The sequence below is a fragment of the Pontibacter toksunensis genome, assembly GCF_042686245.1.
Lineage (GTDB): Bacteria > Bacteroidota > Bacteroidia > Cytophagales > Hymenobacteraceae > Pontibacter > Pontibacter toksunensis.
In genome coordinates this window covers 210,368-226,969 of sequence record NZ_JBHUOX010000002.1, presented here as the reverse complement: position 1 = coordinate 226,969, position 16,602 = coordinate 210,368, and the positions used below count along the sequence as shown (strand labels likewise).

Below are 16,602 nucleotides of genomic sequence, written 5' to 3'. Positions count from 1 at the left end.
TATCACCACTTCTCATATCTTAACAAACGCAACGTTAGATTTTCATCACAGAATTCCTTTTGACAGGTTGATTATAGCTCAAGCCAAAAGTGAAGGCCTGACAGTACTGTCGAAAGATGATGTATTTGAAGATCATAACATTTCGCTCATCTGTAGTAACTACCTCTCTAACGATAAGCATTGTCATCAACCTTACTCCGGCTTCGAGAAAGCTTTATCAGAGATAAAATTCTCGTCTGTCAACATGTGGAGGAAGGCGATGAGTTTTTGTTTGTCTGCTTCTGATATAGCTATACCCAGCTGATTGTGCTGTTGCAGTTCTGGAGCCAGAGTGGGAGAGGCGACAATGCCCGTCTTATAGTGTACCAGCACGTCCTCCAGCGTAGCGAATCGGCCGTCGTGCATGTAAGGAGCTGTGAGGGCGATGTTGCGCAGTGTCGGAGTTTTGAACTTGCCTTTGTCCGCTGCATTCTGTGTAATGCGGCCGCGGCCAAACTCCAGTTCTTCGTTCTCGGGGGAGAAGGTATTGTCGAGGCCGTTGTTGTGATAAGCATTGTCGGTGAAGAAGTCGGTGGCGTGGCAGCTGCTGCAGTGTTGCCGGAACAGCGCCAGCCCCTGCAATTCCGTCTCCGTCAACTGCCCTCCGGCCTCTTTCCGAGCATACCTGTCGTAGCGGGAATCCGCTGAAATGAGTGTCCGCTGAAACTGCGCCAGTGCCCGCCCGATGGCCGCCGTTGTGACAGCGTCAGAGCCAAAAGCCTTACGGAACAGCAGCGGATACTTTTCGTGCTGCTGTAGCTTTTGTGTCAGCGCCCTCAGGTTCTGGCCCATCTCATCGGTGTGTGAGCGGGCCGAAGCTTACTGATTCCATGTTTTTGGAGCCGCCGTCCCAGAAAAGACCCGGCATCCAGGCCAGGTTTATCAGCGAGGGTGCGTGCCGGAGCAGCGGCTTGCCTGTTACGCCTGCCGTTGTTAATGCCTTGCCGTCCGTAAAAGCCTTTTCCTGCTGGTGGCAGGTAGCGCAGGATACTTTCCCGTTTCCGGAGAGGATGGGGTCATAGAACAGCATGCGGCCCAGTTCCACACCTTCGCGCGTGAGTGGGTTGCGTTCAGGTGCGGGAATAGCAGTAGCCAGGTTAGAGGGTAGGGCGGGTATATAGCCTTCTGTTGCCGGACTTACGTCTTCCTGCTCCGGCGCACTACAGCCTGCTGTTTGCAAGAGGCAAAAGCTGAGGAATAGTGCGTGTAGCGGTTGGCGTAACATCCGGTTTCTACTTAACTTCCACCACCTTCAGAAATCCGTTGCTGTAGTTTTCAGCCAGCATATTGGCTCCCGTTCCGTGCCCGCCGGAGTTCATCACATCAAAGTCTATCAGGTTAGGGCCTTGGAATAACTCATTTACATCTGCCTGCAGGTTTAGTTCATAAGCAGCCTGCTCACGCAGGTTTATAGCCATTGGAAGATCCAGCGTAATTGTTTTGTAGTTGGCATCGCCACCCACGTGAAAAACCAGGACACCGCTCCTTGTGTCGCCGGTATAGGCACCTGTCAGCGACAGGAACTTATAGCCAGTGTCCCAGTCCCAGGCCATTTCATTGCTGGGGTCTAGGTCGCCCTCCTGGTCTATGGAGTGATTGTGCGTCTCATCCACGCCGATAGCCAGCTCCACTTTGTCGTAGGTGCCAGCCGGAATGTCTTTCAGTTCAAATGATGTTTTACCGCCCTGCGCTATCAGTTGGTAGCTTTCAGGCTCTGCAAAAGTAGTTTGCCCGTTGCTGCTGATAAGCTTTACGTTGCTGATGTAGTACTTCAGGTTGCTGACAGAGTAAGTGTCGCCGGAAGGGCTGGTATATGTGCCCTCTTCTAACAGCAGCGGCTCTGTGCCTGCCATGTTCTGGATGTTCAGCTGCAAGGTGCCAGTGGCTGGGGTGTCGTTGTCGTCGGAGCAGGCGGTGAGCAGGAGCGGCAGTGCCAGCACAAGCAACAGGAGCCGGATAAGGGTATTTTTCATGAGAGGGTTAGTTGTGTGGGTCAGAGAAGCGTTTGTCGTTTATAAAATCGTCGTCGGTAAGGGTGTGCAGGAAGGCGATGATCTTGCGTTTTTCCTCCTCCGTCAGGAGCAGCGTTTTTCCGCCTACCTCATTCGTAGCCTCTATAATGAGAGGGTCCAGGTTAGGGCTGTTGTATTTGAGGTGGTCGTTGTAATGGTCCAGCACCTCCTCCAGCGTGGCAAAGCGCCCGTCATGCATGTATGGGGCAGTCAGGGCGATATTGCGGAGCGAGGGCGCTTTAAACAGTCCGTTATGCCGCGTATTTCCGGTTACTTCGCCCTAGCCGTTGTCTTTGAAAGCCTCGTCCAGGCCGTTGTTGTGGAAGGTGCGCATCGAGAGGAGCGTACCTCCATGGCAGTCGCCGCAGTTACCCCCGCGCAGGCCAATGCCGGGCTCCGGGTGCGTCATAAAAAGTTTCATGCCTTCCGCTTCCTCCGGCGTCAGCGCTTCCTTTTCCTGCAGGTGCCGGTCGTAGCGGGAGTCGGCGGAGACAAGCGTGCGCTGGAACTGCGCCAGCGCCTTCAGTATGTTTTCTTCTGTGATGGTGCCGGAGCCAAAGGCTTTCTCGAACATAGGAGGGTATAGTATAGTAGCCTGTAGTTCGTGCACGGCCTCCCCTAGATCCTAGTGCAGTTCATCGTGGTTTTCAATGGGCCCCCGGGCCTGCTCTTCCAGGCTATAGGTGCCGCCGTCCCAGTTAAACTGGTTAAACCAGAGCATGTTTGCCAGCGACATCGCACTGCGCCTGTGCGCTATTCCGTCTATGCCCACCGCCAGTGCTTTGCCATCAGTAAAAGCTTTCTTTTGCTGATGGCAACTGCCGCACGACATGGTGTTGTTTCCGGAGAGCTTTTTTTCATAAAACAGGTGTCGCCCCAGTTCCACGCCCTCTTCGGTTAAAGCATTATCTGGCGGCAAAGTAAAACGCTCCGGGAAATGGCTTGGAATGGTGAGCTGATAAGGTGTGGGAGCGTAGGGTTCAATCTTGGGGCCGGCCTCCTTTTCCTGGGAGCAGGCAATGGCAAGGGAAATAAGTAGAAAGAGAAGTAGGCTGCGAAAAACTACCATACATGATTTACTTATTGCTAAAAGGGTAAACGTAAATATACGAAGCCCAATTGTATTAAATTGGTAAATCAGTGGGCCTGGTTATGGCTTGCAGGCACAGGTCTGTCTCCGAAGAGCATGCATCATGCCTTAGTTAACCCAAGGAGCCGGTGAAGCGTTAGGGGTAACATATCTTTTCACTTTAACCAACACAAGTTATGCCTACCGAACAATACCATGAGCCCGCACACGAACTATCAGACAGCACCCGTACGTTTGTGCGCATGATTACGTCCGTTATTGAAGAAGCCGAAGCCATAAGCTGGTACGAGCAGCGCATTTCGGTGGAGAAAGACGAGGAGGCGAAAGCTATCATGAAAAATGCGCAGAATGAAGAATTCAAGCATTTCGGTATGGACCTGGAGTTCCTGCTGCGTAAAAAGCCGGCCTGGCGTGAGATGATGAAGACTATTCTCTTCACCGAGGGCGACATTGTAGAGAGAGGAGAGGAGGCAGAGGATTGATGCTGTTGCTCAGGCTGCCTTAGTTGTGCTCATTCAGAATCTAATTCCTGCGCATGGAATGCGATGCTGCTGAAAACAGATTAGTCCTGCATATGGTAAAGCCTCTTCTAACGGAGAGGCTTTACCATATGCAGGACTAATTACTGTACTGCTTAATGATCAGCTGTCTCTTATTGCCATACTTATCAGTGATATAGCACACAGAATAAGGTTTATCTTTAGCGGCTATACTTATATCTTTTCCTTTAACAGGGAGCAGCTCCCCTACCTGCTCCTCAAGTTTTTCCAGCTCTTGTTTGGCTTCTGACACTTCTTTCTGTTTTCTTTCTCTATCAACCCTTGATAGCGCAAGCGTTTCTCCCTCTTTCCAGGAAAGAAAGTTCATGCCAAACAATGATTCTCCCATGCCTTCAAGTTCCTGCTCTATTTTTGACAGCTCATTCCTCTTTTCTAGAATTAAAGGAATATTTGCTGCTAACAGCTTTTCAATTGAAAGTTCAAATAGCGGTTTGTCGTTATTTGCGTTAACCATGGGTAATTGATTAAGGGGTGGATAAATTTATCTTCAAATGTAGCAGCCTATTCTCGTAAGTGCTAATATCTGGCGTCTAACGTTTTGATATTAAGTAGAACTATATGAAGAATTTTGAAGGTGGCGCTCATTTTCCTGAATAGCTTTGACCGCACTCCTGAGCAAACGCAAATCATTGCATCCAGAGACACATCTACCCGCCCCTGTCCACGTCCTGCTACTTTGCCTGGTTTGATTCACCAGGGACAGAAGCAGCAAGATAATCTTCAAAGTTATGATACCGGGAGGGGATAGGCAGTATAATAACAAAGCGCAACAAGCAGTGATCATCCCACAGCGCAATAAAAAGAATTTATGACCTGTGCTGCGGCAAGCCTTAGATGCTGCATACGCATGTTGGCAGCATCTAAGGCTTGCCGCAGCACAGGCATCGGTCTACAAATACTTCTCGCGCAGCACCTGCGCCACTTTCTGCATGCCGGTGCTGGCTTTTTCTTCGTAGCGGTGCAGGTTGGGGCGGCGGCGCATGTCCGGCAGGTTCGGGTCTACCACAAAGACAGGTACCTTATCCGGTACAAAATCCACGAGACCGGCAGCCGGATATACCACCAGCGAGGTGCCTACTACCAGAAAGATATCTGCCTGCATGGTCTCCTGCATCGCCTGCTCCATCATAGGCACCGGCTCGCCAAACCACACTATGTTGGGGCGCAACTGCGACCCGCGCTCACACTTATCGCCTTTCTTTAGCCCCCAGCCTTCCATGGGGTATATAAGCGTAGGGTCTAAAGTGCTGCGGCTTTCAAACAATTTGCCGTGCAGGTGTATAACGTTGCTGCTGCCTGCGCGCTCGTGCAGGTTGTCTACGTTTTGGGTGATGATGCGCACATCAAAATCCTTCTCTAGGCCGGCAATCGCCAGGTGACCTGCGTTAGGCTCCGCGCTGTGGGCATTTTTCCGGCGCTGGTTATAGAAATCCAGCACCAGGTCCGGGTTTTTGCGCCAGCCCTGGGGCGAAGCCACCTCTAATACATCATGCCCTTCCCAAAGCCCGTTTGCATCCCGGAACGTGGCAATACCACTTTCGGCGCTGATGCCGGCACCTGTCAGCACCACCAGTCGTTTTTTCATCTTACTCCATTTAGTTTTAGCTTACTCCTCTATACCCTCTGTCTTTTACATGTGTTGCCTCCTGCCGTTGCTGATTGAGAGAATTTGTTTGGCCTCCCAAGAGCTTCATATAGAACTGATTGAGGGGATTTCTAGGGCATCATGTGAAATAAAATACTAAATATTTTAGCATAATATATAGCTGATGCTAATTTAATTCGTAAAATAGCGGTATGAAAGCAGAAGTTATACTCATAGACAGACCGGACGTGATGCAGCTACATGATATGACGGCGCATCACCTGTCCTTATTTTCGTCGGCAGTGCGTGCAGGCTTTCCCAGCCCCGCAGCAGATTATGATGCGGAGCCGATAGACCTGAACGCCTACATCACCCAAAACCCCACCGCTACTTTCCTGGCGCGTGTCGAGGGCGACTCGATGATAGGAGCCCACATAGAGCCCGGAGACCTCGTGGTGATTGACCGTTCGCTAAAGCCGGTAAGTGGCCGTATTGTACTGGCTTTTGTGGCAGGAGAATTCACCATCAAGCGCCTGATGCAGAAACCAGACGGCGCTTACCTGGAACCGGAGAACCCAAAGTACCAAAGCATCAAAATTACTCAGCCGGACATGGGCCGCATCTGGGGAGTAGTGGTGGGCGTTGTTAAAAAGGTTTAGGGCATGGCAGCAACAACGCGTTTTGCCCTGGTAGACTGCAATAGTTTTTACGTGTCTTGTGAGCGGGTTTTCCGGCCTGAGTTGGAAGGTGTGCCGGTGGTGGTGCTCAGCAACAACGACGGCTGCGTGATCGCCCGTTCTAACGAGGCCAAGGCCCTGGGCCTCAAAATGGGCACGCCCTACTTTCAGGTGAAGGATCTGGTAAAGCGGGAGCGGGTGGAGGTATTCAGCTCTAACTACGAGCTTTACGGCGACATGTCGCGGCGCGTGGTCAGTACACTGTCGCAGTTCACGCCCAACCTGGAGGTATACTCCATCGACGAGTGCTTTCTGGACCTGAGCCACCTGCGCCCGGAGGAGGTGGGGAAGTATGGCCATGAGATACAGGAAACTGTGCTGCGGTGGACGGGCATACCTGTATCAGTGGGTGTGGCGGGTACCAAAACGCTGGCTAAGGTGGCAAATAAACTGGCTAAGAAGCGCCCTCATGCCAACGGTGTGCTGTCGCTGCAAACGGCAGCCGAAACAGAAGAAGCCCTACGGGAGACGCAGATAGGAGACGTATGGGGCATTGGGCGGCAGCATGCGAAGCGGTTGCAGCAGCTAAACGTGAACACAGCCTGGGACCTGAGCAAAATGCCGGATGGCTGGGTAAAGAAAAACATGGCCGTTACCGGGCTTCGCACGTTGCTGGAGCTCCGGGGGCAGCCGTGCCAGGACCTGGAGACGGAGACACCGGGTAAAAAGAATATCTGCACCTCACGCTCGTTTGGCAGGCCACTCACGGAACTGAAGGACATTAAGGAGGCGCTCTCCACCCACACAGTGCGCTGTGCCACCAAGTTGCGCAGGCAAAACAGCTGCGCAGCAGGTGTTACCGTTTTTCTGATGACGAACCGCTTTGCCGTAACGGAGCACCTGTACTGTAACAGCCGCACTATGCAGCTGCCCCAGCCCACCAGCAGTGAGCTAGAGTTGCTGCAGCGCGCCATGCACCTGCTGAAAGGCATGTTCCGGCCCGGCAAGCGCTACGTGAAAGTGGGCATCATCCTGACAGACCTGGTGCCGGCATCGGAGGTGCAGCTGGATTTGTTCAGCAGCCAGAAAGAAGAGAAGCACAGCAAACTCATGAACACCCTGGACACGCTGCGCCAGCGTTTTGGCCACCAGGCGTTGACGTATGCCGTGCAGGGAAATAAAAAGGAAAGTGCAGTAGAGGAAGAGAATAGAGCTCCCTGGATGCTGCAGAAAAAATTCCTGTCCAGCCTCTATACTACGTCTGTGGAAGGCTTGCTGCAGGTAAGGGCTTGAACAAAAAAAGCCACTCCCGCGAAGGAGTGGCTCTCTGTATCAAGCTATAGGCTTACTTAACGGGTTTCTTTTTTGCAGTTGCTTTCGCTGTCTTAGCTGTTGGCTTTTTAGCAGGGGCCTTCTTTGTAGCCGCTTTCGTTTTGGCAGCTGGTTTCTTGGCTGGCGTATCGGCTTCTGCTTTTTTCTTGAAGCCGCCACGGCCTTTTTTCTCCGGAGTAGCCTCCGCTAAGTCCAGACATTCCTGCAGGGTAAGTTCACTTGGCTCTTTGCCTTTCGGTATCTTCACATTCTTTTTGCCTGCTACAATGTAAGGGCCGTAGCGGCCGTTGAGTACCTGAATATCCGGGTTTTCGTCAAAGGCTTTTATCAGCTTCTCTGCATCGGCTTTACGCTTGGCCTGTATCAGGTCAACGGCTTCCTCCGCCGTCACCAGCATCGGGTCGAGCGTTTTCGGCAGGGAATAGAACTTGCTGTTGTGGCGGATGTACGGACCGAAACGACCAATGGCAGCTGTCATTTCTTTGTCCTCGAAAGTGCCGACAATACGCGGCAGCTTGAACAGGTCCAGCGCGTCTTCCAGCGTCAGGCTCTCCACAAACTGGCCTTTGCGCAGGCTGGCGTATACCGGCTTCTCTCCAGTCTCTTCATTCTCCTCGCCCAGCTGCACATAGGGGCCATAGCGGCCAAGCTTTGCCTGTATCTTTTTGCCTGTCGCAGGGTCAGTGCCAAGTTCCCTTGCCCCGGATACATCAGCCCTGTTGATGCTCTCGCTCGATTCGATGCGCTGGTGAAACTTCTGGTAAAACTGGTCCAGCATGGTTTCCCACTGCTGCTGGCCCTGCGCAATTTCATCAAACTCAGCCTCCACCCGTGCGGTAAAAGAGAAGTCTATCACATTCGGAAAGTGCTCCACCAGGAAGTCATTCACCACCATGGCCATGTCCGTAGGAAAGAGCTTTGCTTTCTCAGCGCCCGTAATCTCGGTTTTAGTTTGGGTGGTGATGTGGTCATTTTTCAGCGTCAGCACCTGGTAGGGGCGCTCCTTGCCCTCACGGTTATCTTTTTCAACATAGCCGCGCTTCTGGATTGTAGAAATAGTAGGTGCGTACGTAGACGGACGACCAATGCCCATTTCCTCCAGCTTCTTCACAAGGCTGGCCTCTGTGTAGCGGGCAGCTGGGCGGGTGTAGCGTTGCATGCCCAGCATCTGGCGCAGGCTTATTTGCTGACCAACGCTCAGCGGAGGCAACATGCCTTTCACATCCTCGTCCGTTCCGTCCTCATCTTCGTCTTTCGACTCAATATATACTTTCAGGAAACCTTCGAACTTGATTACTTCTCCGGTTGCCTGTAATTTTTGGCTGGGCTGTGTAGAGATGCCAATCGTTACGGTAGTTTTCTCTATCTGGGCATCTGCCATCTGCGAGGCAATGGCGCGCTTCCAGATTAGTTCGTACAGGCGCTGCTCGTTGCGGTCGCTGCTGGCCACCATCTGCGAGAAATCGGTAGGGCGTATGGCCTCGTGTGCCTCCTGCGCCCCGGCAGATTTAGTCTTAAAATGACGCACCTTCACAAACTGCTCGCCGAAAGAGCGGTTAATCTCTCTCGTTGCACCTTGTATCGCGTCTTCCGAAAGGTTCAGCGAGTCAGTACGCATGTAGGATATTTTACCAGCCTCATACAGGCGCTGCGCCACCGTCATGGTTTGTGCAACCGAGAAGTATAGTTTGCGGCTGGCTTCCTGCTGCAGGGTAGAGGTGGTGAACGGAGGGGCAGGGCTGCGCTTCAGCGGCTTTTTCTCGAGGTTCTCAATCGTGTAATTGGCCCCGATGCACTGTTGCAGAAAAGCCTGTGCCTCTGCTTCAGTCTTAAACTTGGTTGGCAGTTCAGCCTCCAGCGTTTTGCCCTGTACGTCAAAGTTTGCCGTGATGCGGTAAGATGCCTCCGCCTGGTGGCGCTCAATCTCCCGCTCCCGCTCTACCACCAAACGCACTGCCACTGACTGCACACGTCCGGCAGAAAGCCCGGTCTTTATCTTTTTCCACAGCACAGGAGAAAGCTCAAAACCTACCAGCCTGTCCAATATACGGCGTGCCTGCTGCGCATTTACCAAATCCATGTCGATGCCACGCGGTGTGCTGATGGCGTTGAGGATGGCGCTTTTGGTGATCTCCCGGAAAACGATGCGGCGTGTTTTGGCGTCGTTCAGGTTCAGTGCTTCGGTCAGGTGCCATGAAATGGCTTCTCCCTCGCGGTCATCATCCGATGCAAGCCACACCATATCTGCTTCTTTTGCCAGTTTGCGCAGCTGCGCCACCACTTCTCTTTTATCACTGGACACCACATAGGTCGGCTTGAAACCATGCGCAATGTCAATGGCATTATTATCCTTTGGCAGGTCCCGCACGTGGCCGAAACTCGACTTCACCACGAAATCCTTCCCCAAATATCCTTCGATTGTTTTTGCCTTTGCAGGCGACTCAACTATAACTAAGTTTTTTATCATGCTTTATATTTACAGGCAGACTGATTCAGTTTGCTCAAAGTTCAGTCTTTTTTTCTAACAATTACAACCTCATTCGTATAACATAGGTTTAACAAACAGCAAAAAAGCCTAATTTTAATTACATTCTGGTATATTTAAGAGATACGGTCACTTTATTTTAATATGCAACGAACTTTACTCATTTGCCGCCATGCAGAGGCGTATGACTCTTATCCGCTGCAGCCTGACTTTGAACGGGAGCTGACGCAGCAAGGCCTGCACCAGGCGAACCAGACAGGCAGGTGGCTGCGTGAAAACTTTTTGAAAATCGACAGCCTGCTGTCCAGCCCCGCCCCGCGTGCAGGCCTGACGGCACGTACTATTGCCGGCCGCCTGTACTTCGACGAGGAAGATATCACTTATAATCCGGATTTGTACAATGCCCGGGAACCACAGCTGCTGCAAGTTCTGGGCCAATTGCCGGACAAGGTAAAACAGGTGCTGCTGGTAGGGCACAACCCCGGCATCACAAAACTGGCCCGTGACCTGACCGGGCAGCAGATAGCGTACCTGGAGCCAGCCAATGTGGTGGCTGTTAAGCTTTCGCTTGAGAAGTGGGAAGATATCCACCTTCACATGGGAGTACTGCTGAACCACAACATGGCGCAGGTGCTGTAGCGTAACCTTGGGTGCTTTTCCTATATTGTTTTCGGGTTACATTTAAATTAGATAGTTTAGGGGCATGGAGTGTGTTGCGCTTGCAGCATGTGCCTTAAGAAAAAACTTCATGGCAAAAACAAAGGTAGTGGCCGTTATCAACCAGAAAGGCGGCACTGGCAAAACAACTACAACCATTAACCTAGGCAGCGCGCTGAGCAAATCAGGCAAAAAGGTGCTGCTGCTGGACCTCGACCCGCAGAGTAACCTGTCATATTCACTGGCAGTTGCTACCCCCGATGCTACTCTCGCAGATGTTTTTCTCGGTAACAAAAGAATACAGGATGTTATCGTGGAAAAGGATGAACTTTGGGTGGTGCCTGGCTCTAACGAACTGGTGGATATTGAGATATCATTAGTTACACAGCCGGAGCGGGAGAAGTTTCTGAAGAACATTCTGGCGGAGGTGAAAGACTTTGACTATGTGCTCATAGATTGCCCGCCGTCGCTTTCTGTGCTTACGCTGAATGCGCTCACAGCAGCGCAGGAGGTGCTGATTCCCTTGCAAATGGAGGTGCTCACGCTGCAGGGCCTTGACCAGATAATGAACACGGTGGAGAAAGTGAGAAAAACGCTGAACCCCAAACTCAAAATAAAAGGGATCGTAGTGGTGATGTTTGATGTGCGCCGAAAGCTGAGCCAGGAGGTGTTGGATTACCTACAGGAGAATGTGAAGGAGAAAATCTTCAGGAACCGTATCCGGCTGAACGTAAAGCTGGCAGAGGCACCCTCTTTTGGAACGAGCGTGCTGCGTTATGATGCATCTTCTAACGGGGCAAAAGACTACCAGGCGCTGGCAGCAGAATACCTCGAGGAATAAAGCTTTTATCAACAACAATGCCTGATTTTATCTATCACCTTTTTTCGTTAAATTGCACTTCATTTGAACTCCTTGATGTTTAGTACAAAAAAGCCACAGGCCTATGGCCGGCTTTCTGCAGAAAGAGTGAAAAAACACCCATTCCAATCAAAATAATATGGCCTTAGGTAAAAACTTGAAGTTGAGCAAAGACAAGCTCATCAGTGATGTGGAAGCCAACAATGAGAAGCCCACTGCTCCAAAGGCAGCTGGAGAAAATGGCACGCTGAACAAATCAGTGCTAGATACGCCTGCTAAACCTGCCGCCGCGCCTGCCAAAGCACAAACAGCTGGTAAGCCTGCCACCACCACCTTGCCGGGCAGTGTGAGTGCGAATGGCACGAAAGGAGATAAAGACAAACTCAACGGTTCAAAGGGGGATACTGCGAAGTCTGCAAAGCTGGCTAAGCTGTCGAATAACCCGGAGTACATCAGCGAGCAGCTGAACAAGGTGCTCTATGCCCTCGATGCATTTAAAAAAGGAGACATCTCCGTTCGCCTTACAAAGCAGAACGATGACCTATTCGCTGAAATCGCCGAGGCCTATAACTCCATGGTGGAGATGATTGGTGGGGTAGGTGGTGAGGTGTCGCGTATCTCCAAGGTAGCGGGAGTGGAAGGAAACCTTAAGGCCCGTGCCTCAGCCGAGAATGCTTCCGGTTTCTGGAAGGACATGATCAACAACATCAACGGCCTGGTAGATTCTATCGCGGTGCCTGTATTGGAGGTGGGTAAGGTACTGAAGAATATCTCAAGGGGTAACCTCGACGAGACATTCCAGATTCCGGTTTCCGGCGACTTCAAGGTCATGGCCGAAACCATCAACCGCACTATCGATAACCTGAACCTGTTTGCCGGAGAGGTAACCCGTGTGGCCCTGGAAGTGGGTACTGAGGGGAAACTGGGCGGACAGGCCTCTGTGCCGAACGTGGCGGGTATCTGGAAAGACTTAACAGACAATGTGAACGTAATGGCTTCGAACCTGACAGCGCAGGTACGGGATATTGCCAACGTGGCCACCGCCGTTGCGAAAGGTAATCTGACGCAGAAAGTGTCGGTGGATGTGCGCGGGGAGTTTGCCCAGCTGAAGGACAACGTGAACCAGATGGTGGACTCGCTCAACGTATTTGCTGACGAGGTAACACGAGTGGCACGTGAAGTAGGTACAGAAGGTAAGCTGGGTGGCCAGGCAAGAGTGCCAAATGTAGGCGGAACCTGGAAAGACCTCACCGACAACGTGAACACCATGGCCTCCAACCTGACTTCTCAGGTACGGGATATTGCCAACGTAGCAACCGCGGTGGCGAAAGGCGACCTGACCCAGAAGGTAACGGTAAATGTGAAAGGCGAAATCGCTGACCTGAAAGACATCATCAATCAGATGGTGGAATCGCTGAACGTGTTTGCCGGGGAGGTAACCCGCGTAACCCGTGAAGTGGGTACGGAAGGTAAACTGGGCGGTCAGGCCAATGTGCCCCGTGTGGGCGGCGTTTGGAAGGAGTTGACGGACAACGTGAACACCATGACCAGCAACCTGACCTTCCAGATGCGTGATATTGCCAATGTGGCAACCGCAGTAGCGAAAGGCGACCTGAGCCAGAAGATCACAGTGAATGTGAAGGGCGAGATTGCCCAATTGAAAGACATATTGAATGAGATGGTGGACCAGCTCAACGTGTTTGGCGCGGAAGTAACTCGTGTGGCACGTGAGGTGGGAACCGAAGGTATATTAGGTGGTCAGGCCAACGTACCACGCGTAGCGGGTATCTGGAAGGACCTGGCTGACAACGTGAACACTATGGCCAGCAACCTGACTTCTCAGGTGCGGGATATTGCCAACGTAGCGACTGCTGTTGCCAAAGGCGATTTGAGCCAGAAGATTACGGTGAACGTGAAAGGCGAGATGGCGGAGTTGAAAGTGAATGTGAACCAGATGGTGGACTCGCTCAATATCTTCGCTGATGAGGTAACCAGAGTAGCCCGTGAAGTGGGTACGGAAGGAAAGTTGGGCGGCCAGGCCAATGTGCCGGACGTAGCGGGTATCTGGAAAGACTTGACCGACAACGTGAACACCATGGCCAGTAACCTGACCTCACAAGTACGGGATATAGCCAATGTATCTACGGCTGTGGCCAAAGGAGACCTGACGCAGAAAATTACAGTGGATGTGAAGGGAGAACTGGGTGAGTTGAAAGAGAATATCAACCAGCTGGTAGACTACCTGAACATCTTTGCCGGAGAGGTAACGCGTGTGGCCCTGGAAGTGGGTACTGAGGGAAGACTAGGCGGCCAGGCCAATGTGCCGAATGTGGCCGGTGTGTGGAAAGACCTGACGGACAATGTAAACACCATGGCCTCGAACCTGACAACTCAGGTGCGGGGTATTGCCAAAGTGGCAATAGGTGTTGCCAAAGGAGACCTGACGCAGAAAATCACTGTAGAGGCCCGTGGCGAGATAGCAGAATTAAAGGAGAACATCAACTTCATGGTGGACTCCCTGAACGTGTTTGGTGATGAGGTAACCAGAGTGGCACGTGAGGTAGGTACGGAAGGTAAACTGGGTGGCCAGGCTAATGTATCAAACGTAGGTGGTACCTGGAAAGACCTTACTGAAAACGTAAATTCCATGGCCAGCAACCTGACTTCTCAGGTGCGCGATATTGCCAAAGTTGCAACAGCGGTGGCCAAGGGTGACCTGACACAGAAAGTATCAGTAGAGGCTCGTGGGGAGATCCTGGACCTGAAGGAGAACCTGAACCAGATGGTGGACTCGCTCAACATCTTTGCAGACGAAGTAACCAGGGTGGCGCGTGAGGTAGGTACGGAAGGTAAATTGGGTGGACAGGCCAATGTGCCGAAGGTACGCGGTACCTGGAAGGAACTAACCGATAACGTGAACACCATGGCCAGCAACCTGACTTCTCAGGTACGAGACATTGCAAAAGTATCCACTGCGGTGGCCAAAGGCGACCTGACACAGAAGGTGTCGGTGGATGTGAAAGGAGAGATGGCGGAGCTGAAGGAGAACATCAACCGCATGGTGGATTCCCTGAACATCTTTGCCGGTGAAGTAACCCGAGTAGCGCTTGAAGTGGGTACGGAGGGTAAGCTGGGCGGCCAGGCCAACGTGCCAAACGTGGCCGGTGTATGGAAAGACCTGACGGACAATGTAAACACCATGGCCTCGAACCTGACAACACAGGTACGAGGAATCGTGCAGGTAGTAACCGCTGTATCAAAAGGAGACCTTACCCGGAAACTGACATTGGAAGCCAAAGGCGAGGTAGCAGACCTGGCGGATACTATTAATACCATGGTGGTGGACTTGAACCGCTTGGCAGGTGAGGTTAGCCGCGTGGCCAGGGTAGCGGGTGTGGAAGGAAAACTGACAGAGCGCGCCACGCTGCAGGGTGTGGGCGGTAGCTGGAAAGAACTGGTAGATACCCTCAACGACCTGCTGGAGTCCATCGTAACGCCGGTGCTGGAGGTATCGCGGGTAGTACGTGCCATTTCTGAAGGTGATTTAACCCAGAAAGTAGAAACACAAACAGCTGGTGATATCCTGGACATGGCCAATGCCCTGAACCTAGCGGTTGATAACCTGAACACCCTGTTGGGTGAAATCAACGACTCATCGCTGGTAGTAGGAAGCTCTTCTGAGGAGATGGCAGGCAAAGGTCTTGAAATGAACAAGGTGACGCTGGATGTGGCGCTTGCCATGCAGCAAATGGCGGAAGGTGCTCAAAATCAAGCCCTCAAGACTGACCAGGCCTTCAAGCTGATTGAAGAGATCATGAAGACGACAAAAGACACGGCCAACAGAGCGGAGGTAGTGAACAAGTCGGCTTTACTTGGTGAGGAAAGCTCCCAAATTGGTTTGAAGACAGTGGCCGAAGTGGTGAAGAACATGGAGGAAATCTCCAGCTCTGCTGCCCTGACAGCCAAGACAATTGAAGTGCTAAGTACACGCTCTCAGGAAATCTCCAAGTCACTTGGTGTGATTACGGACATTGCGGCGCAGACAAACCTACTGGCCTTAAACGCTGCCATTGAGGCGGCCCGTGCCGGCGACGCTGGTCGTGGTTTTGCCGTGGTAGCCGAAGAAATCAGGAAGCTGGCGGAAGGCTCACGCAAATCTGCGAGTGAGATCGCCACCCTGGTAGACGATGTGAGAAAAGATACAGCCTCGGCTGCTACCGCCATCTCTACCATGGAAGGCAGGGTATCGAAAGGTAAGAACGCCACGTTCGAGGCATCGGGCGCATTCAAGAACATTGCTGCATCCAGTGGCGAAACGCTGCGTACTGCCCAGGATATCTTAACAGCAACGGAGATTCAGAAGTCCTCTATCGGCGACGTGGTGAAGTACGTGGAGGAAGTGGTAGCCATTGCCGAGCAGACAGCTTCCGGTACGCAGCAGGTAGCCAGCACAGCCAAACAGCTGTCAGGCTCCATGCAGGAACTTACTTCTTCGTCCCAAAACCTGAACGACATTGCGGCTGACCTCCAGATAAGTATTTCTGCCTTTAAGTTGATTGATGGCAACCTCGTGTTCAACAGTGGTAAAGTACGCCGGCTGACTTCCATACCTGTACCGCAAAAAGTTGAAAAGGCCACTACCGGCAACAACAGGCTGGCTATCGGCTCCAGAAGGAGCGGATCGGGTAACACGGGAGAAAGGAAATCGAAGTAATGGCAAAGCAAAATCAAACTGCTGAGAAGCCTTCAGAAAATGGCAAAACCGCTGAACCGGGAGGAACGGCTGCCCCTGCTACGGAAGAAAAAAAAGCAGCGCAGGCACAGCCCGTAAATGAGGAGATGGTGCACCTCATTGTGTTCAAACTTGGGGCGGAAAGTTATGGCATCAAGATTGAGCAGGTAAAAGAGGTGACCATTACGCCGGCTACAACCCGGATGCCGCGGACACCACACTTCGTGAAAGGAGTGGCGAACATCCGCGGGGATATCATAGCTATTATTGACCTGGAAGACCGCTTTAATATCAGGCCTGCGCCATTGCCGGACGGCCTGAACCCAGACATTACTTATACCCTCGTCATAGAGGCGAAGGGATATAGTATTGGAGTGACAGTGAAAGAGATGCCACAGTCGCTGAACCTGCAGATGTCAAAGATCGATAAAGCGCCTTCCTTCCTGCAGGACGCAAACATCAGCGAAAACTTTATAGAGGGATTAGCCAGAACAGGCGATCGCCTGATTATCGTGCTGGACATGTATAAAATACTGACGCAAGATGAGGTCCGGGAACTGAATAGCTAAGGGTA

General features: G+C 52.0%; 12 protein-coding genes and 2 pseudogenes. 7 read left to right on the top strand and 7 right to left on the bottom strand.

What is annotated here, in order from left to right:
- Positions 1-192: 192 nt before the first annotated feature.
- The 4 genes and pseudogenes from ACFS7Z_RS03820 to ACFS7Z_RS03805 form a co-directional block, all read right to left on the bottom strand.
- Positions 193-1,069: pseudogene (locus tag ACFS7Z_RS03820) on the bottom strand (cytochrome-c peroxidase).
- A 202-nt stretch (positions 1,070-1,271) separates the two neighbouring features.
- Positions 1,272-2,012, bottom strand: a complete 741-nt coding sequence (locus tag ACFS7Z_RS03815; protein ID WP_377481165.1) for an MbnP family protein — start codon at positions 2,010-2,012, stop codon at positions 1,272-1,274.
- Between the two features lie 7 nt (positions 2,013-2,019).
- Positions 2,020-2,250 carry a hypothetical protein gene (locus ACFS7Z_RS03810; RefSeq protein ID WP_377481162.1) on the bottom strand — a complete coding sequence of 77 codons (231 nt, stop codon included), beginning with the start codon at positions 2,248-2,250 and terminating at the stop codon, positions 2,020-2,022.
- Between the two features lie 81 nt (positions 2,251-2,331).
- Positions 2,332-3,120 (bottom strand): annotated as a pseudogene (locus tag ACFS7Z_RS03805) (cytochrome-c peroxidase).
- Between the two features lie 197 nt (positions 3,121-3,317).
- On the opposite strand from ACFS7Z_RS03805, the gene ACFS7Z_RS03800 reads away from it, so the two are divergent.
- Positions 3,318-3,623, top strand: a complete 306-nt coding sequence (locus ACFS7Z_RS03800) for a ferritin family protein (protein ID WP_377481159.1) — start codon at positions 3,318-3,320, stop codon at positions 3,621-3,623.
- Between the two features lie 136 nt (positions 3,624-3,759).
- Here ACFS7Z_RS03800 and ACFS7Z_RS03795 read toward each other — a convergent pair whose 3' ends face one another.
- Complete coding sequence (locus ACFS7Z_RS03795; protein WP_377481156.1) at positions 3,760-4,155, bottom strand: hypothetical protein; 396 nt, start codon at positions 4,153-4,155, stop codon at positions 3,760-3,762.
- A 435-nt stretch (positions 4,156-4,590) separates the two neighbouring features.
- Entirely contained in the window at positions 4,591-5,286 is a 696-nt protein-coding gene (locus tag ACFS7Z_RS03790) for an SIR2 family NAD-dependent protein deacylase (RefSeq protein ID WP_377481153.1), read from the bottom strand.
- A 212-nt stretch (positions 5,287-5,498) separates the two neighbouring features.
- Here ACFS7Z_RS03790 and ACFS7Z_RS03785 point away from each other — a divergent pair, with 212 nt between their 5' ends.
- Both ACFS7Z_RS03785 and ACFS7Z_RS03780 read left to right on the top strand, forming a co-directional pair.
- Positions 5,499-5,945 (top strand): LexA family protein, encoded by a 447-nt coding sequence (locus tag ACFS7Z_RS03785; RefSeq protein WP_377481150.1) that lies wholly within the window; start codon positions 5,499-5,501, stop codon positions 5,943-5,945.
- Positions 5,946-5,948: 3 nt separating this feature from the next.
- A complete protein-coding gene (locus ACFS7Z_RS03780) occupies positions 5,949-7,256 on the top strand; it encodes a Y-family DNA polymerase (RefSeq protein WP_377481147.1) in 1,308 nt (435 codons plus the stop codon).
- A gap of 52 nt (positions 7,257-7,308) precedes the next feature.
- Here ACFS7Z_RS03780 and topA read toward each other — a convergent pair whose 3' ends face one another.
- Entirely contained in the window at positions 7,309-9,762 is a 2,454-nt protein-coding gene (gene topA / locus ACFS7Z_RS03775; protein WP_377481144.1) for a type I DNA topoisomerase, read from the bottom strand.
- A 162-nt stretch (positions 9,763-9,924) separates the two neighbouring features.
- Between topA and ACFS7Z_RS03770 the strand changes: the two genes are divergently transcribed.
- The 4 genes from ACFS7Z_RS03770 (at position 9,925) to ACFS7Z_RS03755 (ending at position 16,597) form a co-directional block, all read left to right on the top strand.
- Positions 9,925-10,419 carry a SixA phosphatase family protein gene (locus ACFS7Z_RS03770; protein WP_377481142.1) on the top strand — a complete coding sequence of 165 codons (495 nt, stop codon included), beginning with the start codon at positions 9,925-9,927 and terminating at the stop codon, positions 10,417-10,419.
- Positions 10,420-10,528: 109 nt separating this feature from the next.
- Positions 10,529-11,278 carry a ParA family protein gene (locus tag ACFS7Z_RS03765; protein ID WP_377481139.1) on the top strand — a complete coding sequence of 250 codons (750 nt, stop codon included), beginning with the start codon at positions 10,529-10,531 and terminating at the stop codon, positions 11,276-11,278.
- Between the two features lie 157 nt (positions 11,279-11,435).
- Positions 11,436-16,010, top strand: coding sequence for a HAMP domain-containing protein (locus tag ACFS7Z_RS03760; RefSeq protein ID WP_377481136.1), 4,575 nt, complete (start codon positions 11,436-11,438; stop codon positions 16,008-16,010).
- Positions 16,010-16,597 (top strand): chemotaxis protein CheW, encoded by a 588-nt coding sequence (locus ACFS7Z_RS03755; protein ID WP_377481133.1) that lies wholly within the window; start codon positions 16,010-16,012, stop codon positions 16,595-16,597. Before ACFS7Z_RS03760 ends, ACFS7Z_RS03755 begins: the two co-directional genes overlap by 1 nt.
- Positions 16,598-16,602: the final 5 nt, after the last annotated feature.

What these genes read in the sequence shown, in the direction of transcription:
- ACFS7Z_RS03815 (WP_377481165.1), bottom strand. Translation starts at nt 2,012, where the DNA reads ATGAAAAATACCCTTATCCGGCTCCTGTTGCTTGTGCTGGCACTGCCG.
- ACFS7Z_RS03810 (WP_377481162.1), bottom strand. Translation starts at nt 2,250, where the DNA reads ATGCATGACGGGCGCTTTGCCACGCTGGAGGAGGTGCTGGACCATTAC.
- ACFS7Z_RS03800 (WP_377481159.1), top strand. Translation starts at nt 3,318, where the DNA reads ATGCCTACCGAACAATACCATGAGCCCGCACACGAACTATCAGACAGC.
- ACFS7Z_RS03795 (WP_377481156.1), bottom strand. Translation starts at nt 4,155, where the DNA reads ATGGTTAACGCAAATAACGACAAACCGCTATTTGAACTTTCAATTGAA.
- ACFS7Z_RS03790 (WP_377481153.1), bottom strand. Translation starts at nt 5,286, where the DNA reads ATGAAAAAACGACTGGTGGTGCTGACAGGTGCCGGCATCAGCGCCGAA.
- ACFS7Z_RS03785 (WP_377481150.1), top strand. Translation starts at nt 5,499, where the DNA reads ATGAAAGCAGAAGTTATACTCATAGACAGACCGGACGTGATGCAGCTA.
- ACFS7Z_RS03780 (WP_377481147.1), top strand. Translation starts at nt 5,949, where the DNA reads ATGGCAGCAACAACGCGTTTTGCCCTGGTAGACTGCAATAGTTTTTAC.
- topA (WP_377481144.1), bottom strand. Translation starts at nt 9,762, where the DNA reads ATGATAAAAAACTTAGTTATAGTTGAGTCGCCTGCAAAGGCAAAAACA.
- ACFS7Z_RS03770 (WP_377481142.1), top strand. Translation starts at nt 9,925, where the DNA reads ATGCAACGAACTTTACTCATTTGCCGCCATGCAGAGGCGTATGACTCT.
- ACFS7Z_RS03765 (WP_377481139.1), top strand. Translation starts at nt 10,529, where the DNA reads ATGGCAAAAACAAAGGTAGTGGCCGTTATCAACCAGAAAGGCGGCACT.
- ACFS7Z_RS03760 (WP_377481136.1), top strand. Translation starts at nt 11,436, where the DNA reads ATGGCCTTAGGTAAAAACTTGAAGTTGAGCAAAGACAAGCTCATCAGT.
- ACFS7Z_RS03755 (WP_377481133.1), top strand. Translation starts at nt 16,010, where the DNA reads ATGGCAAAGCAAAATCAAACTGCTGAGAAGCCTTCAGAAAATGGCAAA.